The sequence below is a fragment of the Streptosporangium jomthongense genome, from assembly GCF_042650425.1.
Classification (GTDB): domain Bacteria; phylum Actinomycetota; class Actinomycetes; order Streptosporangiales; family Streptosporangiaceae; genus Streptosporangium.
The window spans coordinates 591,195-606,591 of record NZ_JBHSBC010000012.1 but is presented as its reverse complement, the minus strand read 5'-3'; the positions used below and the strand labels follow the sequence as shown (position 1 = coordinate 606,591).

The window sequence follows — 15,397 nt, the reverse complement described above, 5'->3', positions numbered from 1 at the left end:
GGGAAAGGACGGGGCCGGGGCCTCTCCCCGAGATCTCCGTCGGGAGGGCAACTACAGCGGGCACGCACACGGGCCGTGCCGGGCGCCGTACCATTTGGGGCATGACCCGTCGCCTTCCGCGGCGTGCGCTGGCGCTGTGCGCGGGAGGACTGCTCCTGACGGCCTCTCTGTCGCCGCCCGCCCACGCCGACCCCCGTCCCGCCTCCGTCGCGGAGGCGTGGCAGGCGCCGACGAGCGCGCGGCTGAGCAGCGACGGATCGCTGTCCGACGTCGCGGGCGTCTCGACCTCCGACATCTGGGCGGTCGGCCAGGAGAGCGTGTGGGACATCTGGCAGAGCCGCGGCGCGCTCACCCACTGGAACGGCAGCACCTGGACCGAGGTCGGCATCCGCAACGATCCGACGGGCGCGGGGCTGTTGCGTTCGGTGGCCGCCGCGCCCGGCCAGGTGTGGGCGGTCGGTGAGGGCCACGACGGCCTGCCGTACCTCGCCTCGGGCAGCGGGACCACCTTCGACCGGGTGGTCGTCGACAAGCTGCACGTCGGCGACTGGCTCGCCGGGGTCGCCGCGCTCCCCGGACGGATGGCCGCGGTCGGCCGCCGGGGCGAGCAGCCGCTGGTCCTCACCCAGACCGGCACGAAGTGGAAGCTCACCCAGATCAAGGGCAGGGGCACCCTGTACGGCGTCGCGCTGTCCGGCAAGGGCGACGGGCTGGCGGTCGGCGACACCGGCACGGGGCCGCTGGTCGTCCGGCTGTCGGGGAACCGCTGGAAGCAGGTCTCCGTCCCGGCGGTGCCCGGCGGCTACCTGCGGGATGTCTACTTCGACTCGCCGAAGCGGGCGCTGGCCGTCGGCGGCGTCTACCTGAGGTCGGGCGGGGTCGGCCCGCTGATCCTGTCGTGGAACGGCAAACGCTGGTCGAGGGTGAAGGCCCCCGGCGACGACGTGCGCCTGTACGGCGTGACCGGCGACAGGAAGGGCCGTTTCTGGATCTCCGGTGTGGACATGGAGCGCCCGGGAGAGGCGTTCCTGCTCACCTACGACGGTCACAGGGTCAAGACGGTGCGCGGCGCGGACGGCGCGGCCCCCAGGACGATCAGGCTGCAGTCGGTGACCTACCTGACGGCCACCGGGACGGTGTGGACCGTCGGCCATGTGGTCGACGCCTCGGGCCGCTACACGGACGTGGTCGAGCGGTTCGGCGCGGCCGGGCGGCCGGTCGAGCCCTGAGGCCCGCCCCGGCTCCCGGGGCGCGCGGGATCGGAGCCGGGCCGTTGCGTCGGCCCGTCCTCAGACGACGGCGCCGTCGTCCCAGCCGTCGGTCGGCGGGCCGTCGCCCATCCGCACGACCAGCGCCACGAAGCCGCCGATGAAGGCCGCCACGGCGGTGAACAGCATCCACCCCTGCAGCCGCCAGCTCAGCGCCGCGCTCAGCAGCAGGTAGGCGGGGCCGCCGAACAGGGCCAGCCACGCGAGCTTGGTCGCGGTGTCGGTCTTGGGCAGCGGAGGCGGCGGCGGAGGGACGTAGTGCCCCTCATCGTCCTCGGTCTCCGCCTCGCCGCCCCGGCCGAGGCCCGCGAACTCCTCGGGCAGCGGCTGGCGCGCCTCCTCCGGCGGTTTGACGACCCTCCTGGGAGGGCCGGCGGGGAGGTTCTCGCTGTCCGGCCACGGCTGATCGGCCGAGTCCAGCTCGGAGGTGTCGTTGAAGGAGGCGACGATCTGACGCCAGACCTCGTCCTCATCGCTCTGGGGTGTCACTTAGCTGGCCCGTCCCTCCCGGAGACCACGCATGCCCCGCCTGCCTTCACTCTCCCTGCAAGGGTACAGAGGCGTTCGCGTTGATGAACTCCAGGCTCCCCGCAAAGATCCGGTCCGCGTCGTTGTCGAGGGTGGCGACGTGGTAACTGTCGTTGAGTTCCACAACATCAAGGTTCCCCCCGGTTAGCTTTTCACGCAAAATTCGCAAACTAGTTGGTTTCACCACATGGTCCTGCGGGCTGTGAAAAGCCAGTACCGGTTGGGTGACCTTGTGCAGTTCCGACTGGGTCAGCGCCCACAGCCGGGGGAGGGTGGCGGCGGCCTTGACCGGGGTACGGCTGTAGCCCAGTTCCCTCGCCCCCTCCTTCTTGATGTCCCCTGCCACGCCCCGCACCGAGGAGACGAACAGCCCGAGCAGCGGCGCCAGGGCGAGCATGGGGACGTCGTTGGCGATCGACGGGTTGACGACCACGACCCCCCTGATGCCCGTGCCGTGCACCTCGGCCAGCCGCAGCGCCATGCAGCCGCCCAGGGAGAGCCCGGCGGTGAAGACCTCGTCACAGTGGCCGCGTAGGCCCGCCAGCGCCCTGTCCAGCTCGGCGTACCAGTCTTCCCAGCGGGTGTGGCTCATCTCCTGCCAGGTGGTGCCGTGGCCGGGCAGCCGGGGAAGCTCGACGCTCAGGCCCGCGGCGGCCAGGTGCTCCGCCCAGGGACGCAGCGACTGCGGCGACCCGGTGAATCCGTGACAGAGCAGAACCCCGACCCGTCCCCCTCTGTGGTGGTACGGCTCCGCGCCGGGCATGACTGGCATCGCAGCTCCTTGTAAGGTTCGCCCGATCGTCGCACGACTGGGGCGTGTTTTGCGAGAGGTCGATATGTGTGGTTTGGCGATGTAGGTGGTCCGTCCGGGAGGTGGGAGGATTGCTCCAGGTCCCACATGCCGACCGAAGGAGCCTCGCGTGTTCTACTGGGTGGTGAAGGCCATCCTCTGGCCCTTCCTCCATTTCATCTTCCGCCCGTGGGCGGAGGGGGTGGACAACGTGCCGAGAGAGGGCCCGGTGATCCTGGCCGGCAACCACCTGTCGTTCGCCGACCACTTCTTCGGGGCGCTGTTCCTGCCCAGAAAGGTCATCTCCCTCGGTAAGTCCGACTACTTCACCGGACGCGGGATCAAGGGCGTGCTCAGCCGGGCCTTCTTCAGCGGCGTCGGCACCGTCCCGATCGACCGCTCCGGCGGGAAGGCCAGCGAGGCGGCGCTGCGCACCGGCAAGCGCATCCTGACCGAGGGGCAGGTCCTGGCCATCTACCCCGAGGGGACCCGCTCGCACGACGGGCGCCTCTACAAGGGCAAGACCGGCGTGGCCAGGCTGGCGCTTGAGTCGCGTGTCCCGGTCATCCCGTGGGCGATGGTCAACACCTTCGAGATGATGCCGCCGGGGCGCCCCCTGCCCAGGCTCGGCATCCGCCCCGGCGTGAAGTTCGGCAAGCCGCTCGACTTCTCCCGTTACTACGGGATGGAGGAGGACCGCCTGGTCCTGCGCGCCGTCACCGACGAGATCATGTACGCCCTGATGGAGCTGTCCGGCCAGGAGTACGTCGACAAGTACGCAGCGAGCGCCAAGGTCGAGGCCGCCCGTGCCGCCAGGGAGGCGGCCAAGGGAGGCCGGGGCTGAGCGCCGCTCAGTCAGGCAGACGCTCACGGATCCGGCGGATGTGCTCGGGCGTCGTACGGCAGCAGCCCCCCACGAAGGAGGCGCCGGCCGCGTGCCACTCCGCGGCGGCGGCGCCGTACTCGGCGGGGTCGGCCAGGCCCTCCCAGCGGTGCTCCGCGGCGTTCCAGGTCTCACCGGAGTTGGGGTAGACCACCACGGGCACGTCCGTGACCTCCTTGATGAGGGAGGGGACGTGGCTCGGCGCGACACAGTTGACGCCGGCCGCGACCACCCCCGGGTGACCGGCGAACAGCGCGGCGGCCTGGCGCAGCGGGGTGCCGTCACTGATGTGACCGCCGTCGCGGCAGGAGAAGCTCACCCACACCCGGGTCTGCGGCGTCTCGTCGAGCAGCCGCCGCAGCGCCCGTGCCTCGGCCAGGGACGGGATGGTCTCGCAGGCCAGCAGGTCCGCCCCGGAGCCCGCCAGGATGTGCCAGCGGTCCCGGTGCCAGGCGAACAGGCCGTCCTCGTCGAGGTCGTAGTCGCCGGTGTACTCGGCGCCGTTGGCCAGGGCCGCGCCGTAGGGGCCGACGCTGGCGGCGACCGCGCCCCGGCCGGTCGCGTCCCTGGCCTCGGTCGCGAGCCGTACCGAGAGCAGGATCAGCCGCTCGGCCTGGACGGCGCTCAGCCCGCGCCGGACGAAGGCGGGAACACTCGCCTGGTAACTGGCGGTGGTGGCGACGTCGGCCCCGGCGGCGAAGTAGTCGAGGTGCGCCTGACGGATCACCGAGGGGTTCTCGATCAGGAGCTTCGCCGACCAGAGCTCGTCGCGCAGGTCCGCGCCGAGCGCTTCGAGATGTGTGGCCAGCCCGCCGTCGAGAACCGTCATTCCATCACTTTATGGGTGTAACGGGTGGCCGGGGAGGACGCCCCCTCCCCGGCCACCCGGCGCTCAGCCGATCCGGCGCAGGGCCTCGGCTAGGCTGGACAGGCCGACCGGGCCGAGTTCAAGGGCGGAGGTGTGCCAGCGGCGCAGGTCGAAGGCGGCGCCCAGGCGCGTCCTGGCCTCCTGCCTGGCGGCCAGCCAGGCCCGCTCCCCGAGCTTGTAGGAGATCGCCTGGCCGGGCCAGCCGAAGTAGCGGACGATCTCGGCGTGGATGCGGTGCGGTTCACACCTGCCCCGCTCGCCCAGCACCTCGCAGGCCTTGGCGAAGGTCCACCGCGACCCGTCGGGCAGCGGCAGGTCCAGATGGACGCCGATGTCCACGACGACCCTGGCCGCCCGGAGCGCCGACCCGGCGAGCATGCCGAGGCGGGTGCCCGGCTCGGTGAACCAGCCCAGCTCGTCGGCCAGCCGTTCGGCGTACAGCGCCCAGCCCTCCCCGTGCCCGCTCACCCAGGAGTTCCTGCCGAAGCGGGACAGGCTCTCCCCGGCCACCTTGGTCGCGCCGAACTGCAGATGGTGCCCGGGAACGCCCTCGTGGAAGACCGTGGTCAGCTCCGGCCAGGTCTCGAACCGGTTCCTGTCCTCACTGACCGGCCACCACGTACGGCCCGGCCGCGACAGGTCCTCACTCGGCGAGGTGTAATAGGGCGCCCCGGAGGAGGAGCCGACGGCCAGCGTGACGTCCACCCGGCGCAGCGGCTCGGCGATGTCGAAGTGGGTGCCGTGCAGCCTCTCGACCGCCCTGTCGTGGCGTTCCTGAAGCCAGTCGCGGTAGGCGTCGCGGCCCACGACGTACTGGGTGTCGTTGAGGATCTCCGTCGCCTCCTCGACCGAGGCGCCCGCCTTGACCCGCTCGGCCTCGACGGCGAGCTCGGTCTCGATGCGTTCGAGCTCGGCCCAGCCCCACTCGTAGGCGTCCACCAGGTCGATGTCGGCGCCCAGGCTGATCCTCGCGGCCGCCGCGTAGCGCTCCGCGCCCACCGCGTCGGCCTCCTCGGCCATGGGCGCGTAGTCGTCACGCAGGTAGCGGGCGATCCGGGCGTAGGCGGCGTGGGCGGCGGCGACCCCCCTGGCCAGATCCTGCCGCACCGGCCCGTCGCCGTACCGGGCGAGCAGCGGATTGTGGGTGCCGCCGTCGGCCAGCAGCCGGGCCTGGGTCGCCGACTCCAGAGCCTGGCGGCGGGCCGCCCGCAGTCCCCTGGACAGGCCGGTCTCCAGGCTCGTCCGCCAGCCGTCCAGCATCTCGGGCATCGCCGCCAGCCTGGCCGCCACGTCACGCCACTCGTCGTCGGTGCCGTTCGGCAGGAGGTCCACGCTGTCACGCAGGTCGTTGACGAGCCCGAAAGGCGCCTGCACCGCGCGCAGCGGCTCGCCGAGTTCGTGCCAGGCGCGTTCGGCCTCAAGACGTTCCCGCAGATGGGCGGCCGCCCGCACATCCGCCTCACCCTGGGGGCGCAGGGTGGCGAGCCTGGTCAATGTCTCGCTGATCAGGGCGGCCCGCGCGGCGTGGCCGTCCGGGCCGTAGTCCGACGCGGCGGCGAACTCGACGGCGATGCCCGCCGCTCCGGCGGCGACCGGGTCGAGCGCCGCCGAACGCGAAACATATTCATCACAAAGAGAGAAAATGGGACTGGTCACGCGGGAACTTTAACCAACCTGACCTGCGGCTAATCGCCTGTCGCATAACGTCCTGACCCTTATAAGAGGAAGCTATCCCCTGTGGTGGCGGCGCGTTATACCCTCCATATGAAATAGGTTATATCTCCTAAGAAATGGCCGTTATCGCCTCCAGAAAGAGCGGCGTTTTCCGGTACGGCCCAGCTCCTCCAGCCCTTCGAGGGTCTCGCGCCACAGGTCCTCCACGTCCCCGCCCGCCCGGAGCCGTGCGACCAGGGCCTCAAGCCCGGCGTGACCGCCCAGGGAGACCGCCAGGGCGGCGAGCCTGCCCGCCAGGTCCTCCAGATGACGCAGCCGGTCGGCGGCGGGCAGGGACGCCGCCTCCCGCAGCCCGCGCAGCTCCCCGGCGAGCAGCTCACCGAGCGGCGCGGGCGCGGGAGGAGCCACCGGGGCGGGGCCGGCGAGCCGGGGGCGGGGGCCGGGTGCGGCGACACGTGGAGCAACGGAGCGCGGAGCGGCGGCGCCCGGCGCGGGAGGCGGGACGGGGGCGCCCCCGAAGCTCGCCGCCGCGAACCCGGGCGCGGCGCTCATGGGGGCGGCCATCCCGGTCAGCGACATCGGCGCCGCCGCCGGGGGAAGCGGCCGCTCCCACCCGCTGGGCGGCTCGACCGGCTGGATCACCCGGTGCCCGGGGCCGCCCTCGGCCACCACCCGGCTGTCGACCGCGACGAACGCGGTGAACCGGCAGAGCACGCCGTACCTCAGGGAGACCGCGACGATCTCCTCCTCCAGGGAGTGGTCCCCGGCGGCGTAGCGGTCCTCAAGCGCCCGCAGGCGCTCCCGCGCCCAGATCGCCCGGGTCGCCCCGGTGGCCGGGCCGTCCGCCACGCTCCCCGCGACCCGCCGCCGCCAGGCGTTCCCGGCGACGTCGGTCCCCCGTACGGCCAGCGAGCCCTCGGCGGCGCCCCGGTAACGTCCCCTGACGACGAGCGGGACCCCCGGGTAGAGCGAGTCGAGACGGCTGACGCCGTCCGGGAGCAGGCCGAGCCCGTCGGCCTCCAGGGACAGGCCGGTGACCACAGGAGAGCCGATCCTGCGGTGGATGTGCTCCATGGCCTCGTCGAGCCTGTCCTCCGACTCGACCAGCTCGCACCGGCCTGCGCCGATCCCGGCCAGCCTGCTCAGGAACCCGGCGTTGACAGCTCTGTCGATGCCGACCGTGTGCACCCGCGTCCCGGCCAGGCGGGGGGCGAGCCGTTCCAGGATCTGGTCCTCGTTGCCGACCTGGCCGTCGGTGACGAGCACCAGGACACGGTCTCTCCCGCCTCTCCCGCCGGAGGCGAGCAGACCGGCCGCCCGTTCGAGGGGGGCCAGCATCTCGGTGCCGCCCCGCGCCTCAAGACGCGCCAGGTGCTCGACCGCGCGGTAGCGGTTGCGGTCGCTCGCCTCGGACAATCCCTCGCCGAGTCCCTCGGGACCCTCGACGACGGTGTCGAAGGACAGCACCGCGAACCGGTCACCGGTGGTGAGCGTGTCGACGATGCGGGCCGCCGCGCGCCGGGCCGCGACCATCTTCCAGCCGGTCATGCTGCCCGAGCGGTCCAGCACCAGCACGACATCCTTCGCCCTGTCCGTGACCTGGGCCGGGCCCGGCACGACGGTCAGGGTGAACGTGCCCTCCCCGGAACCGTCCTCGGGGTCTTTCCCGGGGTCGGGGACCAGGGCCAGCGAGGTCGAGGCGTCGAAGGCCAGGCGCAGGACGAAGTCGCGGTCGAGACGCTCGCCGGGGCGCAGCCGTACGGTGTTCCCCTCCTCCTGGACCACGTGCAGGCTGGAGCGGATCTCGCGCAGGTCGAGACCGGCGGGGTCGATGGAGACGGCCAGCGACAGGCGGACCGGGTCGGGGAATCCGGGCAGCAGCACCGGGGGTGTGATCCGGGAGGCGTCGGGCACCGCGTCGGTGTCGCACGCCCAGCCGTCACCCGCCCGTTCACCGTCCAGCGGGGCGCCGGGGACGTAACGGGGAGCGACGACCAGCGGGAAGCGGAAGGTCGCCGCGCCGTCCTCGTAGGGGAGCGGCTGGTCGAGCCCGAGGCGTACGGTGACCCGCTCGCCGGGCACGATGTTGCCGACCCTGATGGTGAAGACGTCGGGCCGGTCCTCCTCGGCGATCGCGGCCCGCCTGCCCTCGGCGACGGCCTGGTCGTAGTCGGCCCTGGCCTGGCCGCGCTCCTTCAGGACGCCCTCGACGACCCGGCCGTCGGCCTCCATCGTGAAGGAGGTGACGGCGGCGCGGTCGGGCAGTGGGAAGACGTAGGTCGCCTCAAGTGCCACCTCGTGCGGGTTGCGGAAGGTCTGGACGACCTCGACCCCCGCGGCGAGGCCGCAGACGCCCGCGGTCACCTCGACGCTCTCCAGCGGCAGGTTGCCCCGGTCGGTGACGAGGGCCCCGAGACCGGCGCCGGGGACCGGCTCGCACTCCTCGGGGCGTAGCGCCGTGATCTCGGTGATCATGGTTGGTTCCCTCCGTGATCGGGGTTGTCGGGGTTGTCGGGTTTGCCGGGGATGCCGGGGACAAGGCCGTGCTCGCGCAGCACTGCCAGGAGCGTCTCCGCGGCGGCGCCGATGTCGGCGAGCGCGCCGGGGGAGAGGGGATGTCCGCCGTCGAGCAGCAGCGTCACCCCGGCGGCCAGCCGTACGCCGTTGACCTGGGCGGGGACGGGCCGCGCCCGCGGCCGGGGGGCGGATGTCCTGGGTGGTTCGGCCCAGAACCTCGGGCGCGCGCCGCCGCCGCCCGCAGGGCCCGCAGGAGGGCTCGGAGAGCTCGGAGAGGCCGGCGAGGGGAGGTCGGCGACGGCCTCAAGGGTCTGGTCGCTCGCCCCGGCCAGCTCGGCCTGGATCTCGGCGATGGTCAGCCCCTCGGCCTGGCGGCGTTTGACGGCGACGAGCTGGAGCAGGTGACGCCTGCCGTACAGGGCCACGCGGCCCCGGCGGGACGCGGGCGGGTCGAGCAGGCCGATCGTGGCGTACCACCGGATGAGGCGTTCGTTGGGCACGTCCCTGACCCGCCCGTTGAGCTGGGCGGTCGGGGACAACGCGGCGGAGGCCCGCTCCGCCAGCTCACCGATGGTCCATTCCATATGACGATAGTGACACTGTCACAATGACAGTGTCAACATAAGGGCCATATTGATGGGTAGGGACGTTTCCGTACAAAACGGAAACCGATCCTGCAAGCAGGGGGAGGACACCACATGTCCGCGATCACCAGTTCGCTCAAGGGCGAGGACAAGAAGGTCGTCATCACCGCGCTCCAGGGCGCGCTCGTGGATCTTCTGGAGCTGTCGCTGCTGGGCAAGCAGGCCCACTGGAACGTGATCGGCCACCATTTCCGCTCGCTGCACCTGCAGCTCGACGAGATCGTCGCCTCGGCCAGGGAGTACGCCGACACCGTCGCCGAACGGGCGGTCGCTCTCGGGGGCAACCCCGACGGGCGCGCCTCGACGCTCGCCAAGACCAGCGAGCTGCCGGAACTGGAGGCCGGTTACATCAACGACGGCAAGGTCGTCGCCGCGATGACGGACATCCTCGGATCGATCATCCGCAGGATGCGTGAGCGCGTCGAGGCGACCGAGAAGGCCGATCCGGTGACCCAGGACATCTTCATCGAGATCACCCAGAAACTGGAGGAACAGCACTGGATGATCGAGGCCCAGCGCTAGGACCTGTTCCGTGGGTCGCCGCCTGGGCGGCCGCGGTGGACGTGAAGGATCCACAGAACAGGTGCCGTATCCGCTCGGGGGCGCTCCGGACCGTCGTGGCCGGGGCGCCCCCGCGTCATCGGAAGTCGGCCCGGTTCGCGCTCGCCCACTCGGCGAACTCGCGGGCGGGGTGGCCGGTGATCCGTTCGACGGTGTTGGTGACGGGTGCGGGAACGCCGACGGCCGAGGCGGTCACCTCAAGGAGCGTCCGCAGGACCGGCTCGGGCATCCGGGGGTCGCGCCGTCCGAGCGCCTGCTCCACGGTCAGCTCCTCCACCTCGACGGGCGCGCCGACGGTCTCGCCGAGGGCCGCGACGACCTCACGCAGGCGCATCGACCGGGGGCCGGTGAGCACCTGCCTCCGGCCCCGGTGCGCCTCCTCGGTGAGCAGGCGCGCGGCCACCTCGGCGACGTCGTCGATGTGGACGGGGTTGACCTGCGCGTCGGGATGGGCGATGCCGACCCGTCCGGTGGCGCGGATCTCCCCGGCCCAGTCTCGGCGGGCGTTGGTGGCCAGCCAGCTCGGATACAGCACGGTGTGCCGCAGGCCGGACTCCTCCAGCGCCCGCTCGACCGCCCGGTGGACGAGGCCGATGGGCCGGTCGTACTCCCCGGCCTCGTAGGCGGCGGGGGAGGACAGCAGCACGACGTGCCGCACTCTCGCCTCGGCGGCGATCCTCAGGAAGGCGCCGGTCTCGCCTCTGGTGGGGTAGAGGAACATCGTCTCGACGCCCCGCAGGGCCTGTTCGGCGCCGCGCGGGTCGGTGACGTCCAGCTCGGCGGGCTCGGCGCCCTCGGGCAGCCGCAGTGCGGAGGTGTTCCTGGCCGAGCCGCGCACCCGGTGGCCGCCCTCGGCGAGCAGGGTGAGGAGACGGCCGCCGATGTTGCCCCGGGCGCCGGTGACGAGGATGGTCATGATCGATTCCCCCTGTACGGCTACGATGGATTTGCTTTGGAAGCCAAATACCTTTGTTCGCAAAGGTAATTTGTGAGGGGTGGGGCATGTCAAGCGGAGACGAGGGGCCCGGACTGGGCGTCGACGACGCGATCCGGGCGTTGCTGCTGCTCATGCCGCGCATGGTCGGGCGGGTGAAACGGCTGCCGGTCCCCGAGCCGCTCCAGTCGCTCGCGCTGGGGCCACGGCATCTGTCGCTGCTGTCCTACCTGCTGTTCGACGGGCCGATGACGGTGAACGAGCTGGCCGCGCGCCTTGAGGTCGCGCCGACGACGGTGAGCCTGATGGTCGGTGAGCTGAGCCGCAAGGGCGTCCTGGAGCGGCGCGAGGACGACGACGACCGGCGCCGCAGGATCGTCAGCATCGCCGCGGCCGGTCGCCCGGCGATCGACGACTGGCTGGCCAGGGGGGCCGTCGCCTGGCGCAGGGCGCTCGAACCGCTCACCCCGGAACAGCGCCGGATGTTCCTCGACACCCTGGGCGCCTACCAGCGCGCCGTCGAGGAACTTTCGTGACCGGGCGGCCGGTAGTGTGACGACTGTGGCAATGGGCAACGCGGCTCGCAGACTCGCCCCGCTGGGCGGGCTGCTGCTGGTCGCCGCCGTCCTGTGCGGACTGATCGTCATGCACGGGGTGCAGCCCTCGCCCGGCCCGGCACCCACGGCGAGCGTTCTGACCATGGGGCTCGGTCACGCCTCCGGCGCCGGTGCCCCGATGCCGGACTCCTCCCACGAAGGTCACATGGGCGGCCAGGTCTGCCTGGCCTTCCTGCTCACCGGAGCGGCACTCCTGCTCCTCGCCGCCGTGACGGTTCTCGGCCGGCCGGTGCCGACGCGGGCCCGCTCGCTCGTTCGGGGGCTGCCGCGCGGGCCCACCGCCCGCCCCAGAGGGCCGACCCTCGCCCAGCTTTGTGTGATCCGGGTGTAGAAGCCGCACTCGGCGGTCCGTTCTGACCGTCGAGCGCCGACTTCTCATTCACCTTGTTGAACACGAAGGGTGTTCGTCATGAAGCGCATCGTCATTCTCGCACTCGTTCTCGCGGCGGCCGGTCTGCCGGCCACCGGCTGTGGCTCCACCGGGCGCACCACACTCGCCGTGGAATCCGCCCCGGACGCGCCGGCGGCCTCCACTCCGGCCGCCGACCACAACGGCAAGGACGTCATGTTCGCCCAGATGATGATCCCCCACCACCGCCAGGCGGTGGAGATGGCGAAGCTGGCCGAGGGCCGGGCCGTGAGCGACCAGGTCAAGGAGCTGGCCGGGAAGATCGAGGCGGCCCAGGAGCCGGAGATCCGGACGATGAGCGGCTGGCTCACCGCCTGGGGCGCGCAGGTGCCGGGTGAGCGGGGCATGCCCATGGACCACGACATGCCCGGCATGATGTCCGGCCAGGCCATGGAGGAGCTCAAGGGGCTCAAGGGCGCCGCCTTCGACAGGGCGTTCCTGACGATGATGATCCAGCACCACGAGGGCGCCGTCGCCATGGCCGGGCAGGAGCAGGCGGAAGGCGTCCACGAACCGGCCAGGCGGATGGCCGCCGACATCGTCGCAGGCCAGTCGGCGGAGATCGCCACGATGAGGCGGCTGCTGCGATAGCCCCGGGGGGACCGGGCGCCCGCCGCGCAACCCGTACGGCGGGCGCCGTCCCCGGACCAGGGCATGGGATAATTCTGCAGGTCAGGCAGCTTCGCCTGCTTCCCCTCTGACCGAGTGACAAGGGGAGCGGGCATGGACATCATTCCTCGGGCGGTCGTCATCCCCAAGGAGACCGACCATCTCGAACAGGGTAAGTACGGCCCCGTCTTCCCGAGGACCCCGGCGTGCTACGGGTTCACGATCATCGCCGACGTCAAACCGGGGCGGGCCGAGGCGATCAGGGACCACGGCCACACCCTGGCCAGGGCGCTGGAGGCCGACCCGCACCTGCTGGCCCCGCTCAAACTGCACTACCTGCGCTGGGTGCTCTTCGACGACGACACGCGTTTCATGTACCAGGGGATCTTCGACACCGACTTCGACAAGTACACCGAGGACGCCGTCGCGCTGTTCACCATGTCGGGGGTGAGCACGGCCTTCGAGAACCTTGAGGGCTTCCCCGAGGACTGGCGGACCAACCCCGAGGCGTTCGTCAGGTTCGTCCGCGAGCACCACTGCCCGAGCTTCATCGAGTACGGGGAGTACCCCTACGTCACCGCCGACGAGATCAAGAAGGCGCTGCGGATCAAGAGCGCCCTGTCGGAGATGCTCGACCAGATGCAGTGAGATCCGAGCCGTGAGCCGCCAGGGCGGGCCGGGCGCCACGCGTGTCCCGCCGTACAGGGGAGACGAGATGAGCCGGTCAGCGACCGCACGCACCTACAACCAGAACCACGTGCCGCGTCCGTACACCCCCGGTGGGCGGCGGGTGAGCGTCTACGTCTCGTGGAGCTATCCGGCGGAGGCGGGCAGGAACCCGGCCGAACTGGACAACCGCTTCTCCACGATGACCGAGGTCCGGCGGACGGCCTGGCCCGCCTACGAGGATCCGAAGTGGTCCGACCCGCTGCGCTTCCAGCAGGGTGTCGCCGGATCCCTTGAGCTGTTCTTCTGGGGCTGGCTGCCGTTCCAGCGGTTCGCCGAGGAGGCCACCGGGCACCCGGTGCCGGTGTACCAGCGCCTCGACCAGGCGGGCTTCCCCACCCCGCTGGACGAGCGGGTGCTGGCCGACACCGACACCCTGCTGGTGTTCGGGCTGGACCACATGATCACCGGGCAGGAACCGGCGCCCGAGGAGGTCGAGGCCGTTCGGGCCTTCCTCGCCCGGGAGGGGACCCGCCTGGTGCTGGGGCCGCACCACGACGTCGGGGCCTCCGACGACCTGGCCGTCCGTGAGAGGGAACACCGCCACCACGGTGACCCCCTGGTGCCCCGGCAGCAGCGCTTCGCCCGCTACCTGCGCTCCCTGATGGGAGAACTCGGCATCCCGGTGGAGAACCGCTACGGCCTGCGCCCCGCAGTGAGCGGACCCAAGCAGATCGCGCCCCTGACCATCGCCCGGGACCTGGACGGCGCGGGATGGCTGGAGGGGGTGACCACCCTCAACTTCCACATGCATCTGCCGCACTACGCCGTGACGACCGACGACCCGGACGTCGTCCGTGTGCTGGGCCGGCAGCCGATCGACCTGACCCGGCCGACACACCCCTTCACCGAGGAGGGCAACACCGAGTTCGACGTGGTCCTGTGGATGCCCCCGGGCGGCGACCGGGCCGGTGACGTGCTGCTGGCCGACTCCACGGTCTTCAGCTCGCTGTTCGGCGGCGACGAGAGCCTGCGCGCCTTCTGGCGGAACATCGTCACGGACCGGAGGGGGACATGACCGGGCGGGCGGTGGCCGTACTCGAACTCGACGACATCCAGCGTGGGGTGCTCAGCCCCCGGCCGAGCCCGTACGCGGCGACCTACGTCCTGTTCCGCATCGACGACCGCGCGCACGGCCGGGAGCTGATGCGGCGCCTCAGCACGGCGGTCACCTCGGCCGCCGACACGACCAGCCCCCTGGGGGAGACCTGGGTCAGCGTCGCGCTCACCCACCACGGCCTGGCGGCGCTCGGGGTGCCGAGGGAGTCGCTGGAGACCTTCTCCTGGGAGTTCGGGCAGGGGATGGCCGCCCGCGCCCGCGCGCTGGGCGACGTCGGCGAGAGTGCCCCGGAGAACTGGGAGACCCCGCTGGGCACCTCCGAGGTCCACGTGGTGCTGGTGGCCATCGCCCCCGACGACACGCGGCTGGAGGCGGCCCTCGACCGAGCCCGGCCCGCCTACCACGCCCTGCCGGGCGTCACGGCGATCTGGCGGCAGGACTGTCACGCGCTGTCGACCGAGACCGAGCCGTTCGGCTACCGCGACGGCATCAGCCACCCGGCCGTCGAGGGCAGCGGCATCGCCGGGTCCAACAGCCTGGAGACGCCGCTCAGGGCCGGGGAGTTCGTGCTCGGCTACCCCGACGAGCTGGGTGGTCTCCAGATCCCGCAGCCCGAGGTGCTGGGGCGCAACGGCAGCTACGCGGTCTTCCGCAAGCTTCACCAGCGCGTCGCCGCGTTCCGGCGTTACCTGCGTGACAACGCGGCCGATCCGGCGGACGAGGAGTGGCTGGCGGCGAAGATCATGGGCCGCTGGCGCAGCGGCGCCCCGCTGGCGCTCAGCCCCGGCCGCGACGATCCCGCTCTGGGCGCCGATCCGTCCCGTAACAACGTCTTCGGCTACGAGCGGGACGACCCGGCGGGGTTCACCACTCCCGGCGGCTGTCACATCCGCAGGGGCAATCCCCGCGACGCGGCGGTGGCGGGCGTGCCGAGGCTGCACCGGATGATCCGGCGCGGCACCGCCTACGGCCCGCCGCTGCCCGAAGGGGTGCTGGAGGACGACGGGGCCGACCGCGGGCTGATGTTCGCCTTCATCGGGGCGCATCTCGGCAGGCAGTTCGAGTTCGTCCAGTCCGAGTGGATGAACGACGGCGTCTTCTTCGGCGCGGGCGGCGCGCGCGACCCGGTCGTCGGCTCCGGTGACGGCTCCGGCGACTTCACGATTCCCCGCAGGCCGCTGCGGCGCTGCCTGAGGGGACTGCCACGGTTCGTGGTCACACGCGGCGGTGAGTACTGCTTCATGCCCTCGCTGAGTGCCCTGCGCTGGCTGGGCGAACTCGGCGGCTGACGCACGGCGCAGGGCCGGAG

At 71.8% G+C, this 15,397-nt stretch carries 16 protein-coding genes; 9 read left to right on the top strand and 7 right to left on the bottom strand.

Annotation, left to right across the window (positions count from 1 at the left end; all coding sequences use genetic code 11):
* The first annotated feature begins 101 nt into the window (after positions 1 to 101).
* A complete protein-coding gene (locus ACFOYY_RS14435) occupies positions 102 to 1,229 on the top strand; it encodes a hypothetical protein (RefSeq protein ID WP_386190031.1) in 1,128 nt (375 codons plus the stop codon).
* Between the two features lie 60 nt (positions 1,230 to 1,289).
* On the opposite strand, the gene ACFOYY_RS14430 is transcribed toward ACFOYY_RS14435, so the two are convergent.
* Both ACFOYY_RS14430 and ACFOYY_RS14425 read right to left on the bottom strand, forming a co-directional pair.
* The gene (locus ACFOYY_RS14430; protein WP_362775318.1) at positions 1,290 to 1,757 is read right to left on the bottom strand and encodes a hypothetical protein; all 468 of its coding nucleotides are present in this window, start codon (positions 1,755 to 1,757) and stop codon (positions 1,290 to 1,292) included.
* Positions 1,758 to 1,803: 46 nt separating this feature from the next.
* The gene (locus tag ACFOYY_RS14425; protein WP_352008868.1) at positions 1,804 to 2,568 is read right to left on the bottom strand and encodes an alpha/beta hydrolase; all 765 of its coding nucleotides are present in this window, start codon (positions 2,566 to 2,568) and stop codon (positions 1,804 to 1,806) included.
* Between the two features lie 148 nt (positions 2,569 to 2,716).
* Between ACFOYY_RS14425 and ACFOYY_RS14420 the strand changes: the two genes are divergently transcribed.
* Positions 2,717 to 3,430 carry a lysophospholipid acyltransferase family protein gene (locus tag ACFOYY_RS14420; protein WP_352008869.1) on the top strand — a complete coding sequence of 238 codons (714 nt, stop codon included), beginning with the start codon at positions 2,717 to 2,719 and terminating at the stop codon, positions 3,428 to 3,430.
* A 7-nt stretch (positions 3,431 to 3,437) separates the two neighbouring features.
* Here ACFOYY_RS14420 and mmuM read toward each other — a convergent pair whose 3' ends face one another.
* The 4 genes from mmuM to ACFOYY_RS14400 form a co-directional block, all read right to left on the bottom strand.
* On the bottom strand, positions 3,438 to 4,298 hold the full coding sequence (gene mmuM / locus ACFOYY_RS14415; protein WP_352008870.1) for a homocysteine S-methyltransferase: 861 nt from the start codon (positions 4,296 to 4,298) through the stop codon (positions 3,438 to 3,440).
* 63 nt (positions 4,299 to 4,361) lie between these two features.
* Complete coding sequence (locus tag ACFOYY_RS14410; protein WP_386190030.1) at positions 4,362 to 5,993, bottom strand: DUF885 domain-containing protein; 1,632 nt, start codon at positions 5,991 to 5,993, stop codon at positions 4,362 to 4,364.
* A 141-nt stretch (positions 5,994 to 6,134) separates the two neighbouring features.
* Complete coding sequence (locus ACFOYY_RS14405) at positions 6,135 to 8,486, bottom strand: VIT domain-containing protein (RefSeq protein WP_386190029.1); 2,352 nt, start codon at positions 8,484 to 8,486, stop codon at positions 6,135 to 6,137.
* A complete protein-coding gene (locus tag ACFOYY_RS14400) occupies positions 8,483 to 9,112 on the bottom strand; it encodes a helix-turn-helix domain-containing protein (RefSeq protein ID WP_386190028.1) in 630 nt (209 codons plus the stop codon). Before ACFOYY_RS14400 ends, ACFOYY_RS14405 begins: the two co-directional genes overlap by 4 nt.
* A 114-nt stretch (positions 9,113 to 9,226) precedes the next feature.
* On the opposite strand from ACFOYY_RS14400, the gene ACFOYY_RS14395 reads away from it, so the two are divergent.
* Positions 9,227 to 9,694, top strand: coding sequence for a Dps family protein (locus tag ACFOYY_RS14395; RefSeq protein WP_352008874.1), 468 nt, complete (start codon positions 9,227 to 9,229; stop codon positions 9,692 to 9,694).
* 115 nt (positions 9,695 to 9,809) lie between these two features.
* Here the strand turns inward: ACFOYY_RS14395 and ACFOYY_RS14390 are convergent, their stop codons facing one another.
* Positions 9,810 to 10,649, bottom strand: coding sequence for an NAD(P)H-binding protein (locus ACFOYY_RS14390; RefSeq protein WP_386190027.1), 840 nt, complete (start codon positions 10,647 to 10,649; stop codon positions 9,810 to 9,812).
* 86 nt (positions 10,650 to 10,735) lie between these two features.
* Between ACFOYY_RS14390 and ACFOYY_RS14385 the strand changes: the two genes are divergently transcribed.
* The 6 genes from ACFOYY_RS14385 (at position 10,736) to ACFOYY_RS14360 (ending at position 15,377) form a co-directional block, all read left to right on the top strand.
* On the top strand, positions 10,736 to 11,203 hold the full coding sequence (locus tag ACFOYY_RS14385; RefSeq protein ID WP_362910498.1) for a MarR family winged helix-turn-helix transcriptional regulator: 468 nt from the start codon (positions 10,736 to 10,738) through the stop codon (positions 11,201 to 11,203).
* Positions 11,204 to 11,234: 31 nt separating this feature from the next.
* The gene (locus ACFOYY_RS14380; RefSeq protein ID WP_386190058.1) at positions 11,235 to 11,615 is read left to right on the top strand and encodes a DUF6153 family protein; all 381 of its coding nucleotides are present in this window, start codon (positions 11,235 to 11,237) and stop codon (positions 11,613 to 11,615) included.
* 78 nt (positions 11,616 to 11,693) lie between these two features.
* Positions 11,694 to 12,284: a DUF305 domain-containing protein gene (locus ACFOYY_RS14375; protein WP_386190026.1), complete on the top strand. Its 591-nt coding sequence runs from the start codon at positions 11,694 to 11,696 to the stop codon at positions 12,282 to 12,284.
* A gap of 132 nt (positions 12,285 to 12,416) precedes the next feature.
* Entirely contained in the window at positions 12,417 to 12,950 is a 534-nt protein-coding gene (locus ACFOYY_RS14370) for a hypothetical protein (RefSeq protein ID WP_352008879.1), read from the top strand.
* Positions 12,951 to 13,017: 67 nt separating this feature from the next.
* Positions 13,018 to 14,046: a hypothetical protein gene (locus ACFOYY_RS14365; protein WP_386190025.1), complete on the top strand. Its 1,029-nt coding sequence runs from the start codon at positions 13,018 to 13,020 to the stop codon at positions 14,044 to 14,046.
* Positions 14,043 to 15,377: a Dyp-type peroxidase gene (locus ACFOYY_RS14360; RefSeq protein WP_386190024.1), complete on the top strand. Its 1,335-nt coding sequence runs from the start codon at positions 14,043 to 14,045 to the stop codon at positions 15,375 to 15,377. Before ACFOYY_RS14365 ends, ACFOYY_RS14360 begins: the two co-directional genes overlap by 4 nt.
* Positions 15,378 to 15,397 lie beyond the last annotated feature (20 nt).

Excerpts from the sequence above, each read along its gene's own strand:
- ACFOYY_RS14435 (WP_386190031.1), top strand. The coding sequence starts at position 102 with ATGACCCGTCGCCTTCCGCGGCGTGCGCTGGCGCTGTGCGCGGGAGGA.
- ACFOYY_RS14425 (WP_352008868.1), bottom strand. The coding sequence starts at position 2,568 with ATGCCAGTCATGCCCGGCGCGGAGCCGTACCACCACAGAGGGGGACGG.
- mmuM (WP_352008870.1), bottom strand. The coding sequence starts at position 4,298 with ATGACGGTTCTCGACGGCGGGCTGGCCACACATCTCGAAGCGCTCGGC.
- ACFOYY_RS14405 (WP_386190029.1), bottom strand. The coding sequence starts at position 8,486 with ATGATCACCGAGATCACGGCGCTACGCCCCGAGGAGTGCGAGCCGGTC.
- ACFOYY_RS14400 (WP_386190028.1), bottom strand. The coding sequence starts at position 9,112 with ATGGAATGGACCATCGGTGAGCTGGCGGAGCGGGCCTCCGCCGCGTTG.
- ACFOYY_RS14395 (WP_352008874.1), top strand. The coding sequence starts at position 9,227 with ATGTCCGCGATCACCAGTTCGCTCAAGGGCGAGGACAAGAAGGTCGTC.
- ACFOYY_RS14390 (WP_386190027.1), bottom strand. The coding sequence starts at position 10,649 with ATGACCATCCTCGTCACCGGCGCCCGGGGCAACATCGGCGGCCGTCTC.
- ACFOYY_RS14385 (WP_362910498.1), top strand. The coding sequence starts at position 10,736 with ATGTCAAGCGGAGACGAGGGGCCCGGACTGGGCGTCGACGACGCGATC.
- ACFOYY_RS14380 (WP_386190058.1), top strand. The coding sequence starts at position 11,235 with ATGGGCAACGCGGCTCGCAGACTCGCCCCGCTGGGCGGGCTGCTGCTG.
- ACFOYY_RS14375 (WP_386190026.1), top strand. The coding sequence starts at position 11,694 with ATGAAGCGCATCGTCATTCTCGCACTCGTTCTCGCGGCGGCCGGTCTG.
- ACFOYY_RS14370 (WP_352008879.1), top strand. The coding sequence starts at position 12,417 with ATGGACATCATTCCTCGGGCGGTCGTCATCCCCAAGGAGACCGACCAT.
- ACFOYY_RS14365 (WP_386190025.1), top strand. The coding sequence starts at position 13,018 with ATGAGCCGGTCAGCGACCGCACGCACCTACAACCAGAACCACGTGCCG.
- ACFOYY_RS14360 (WP_386190024.1), top strand. The coding sequence starts at position 14,043 with ATGACCGGGCGGGCGGTGGCCGTACTCGAACTCGACGACATCCAGCGT.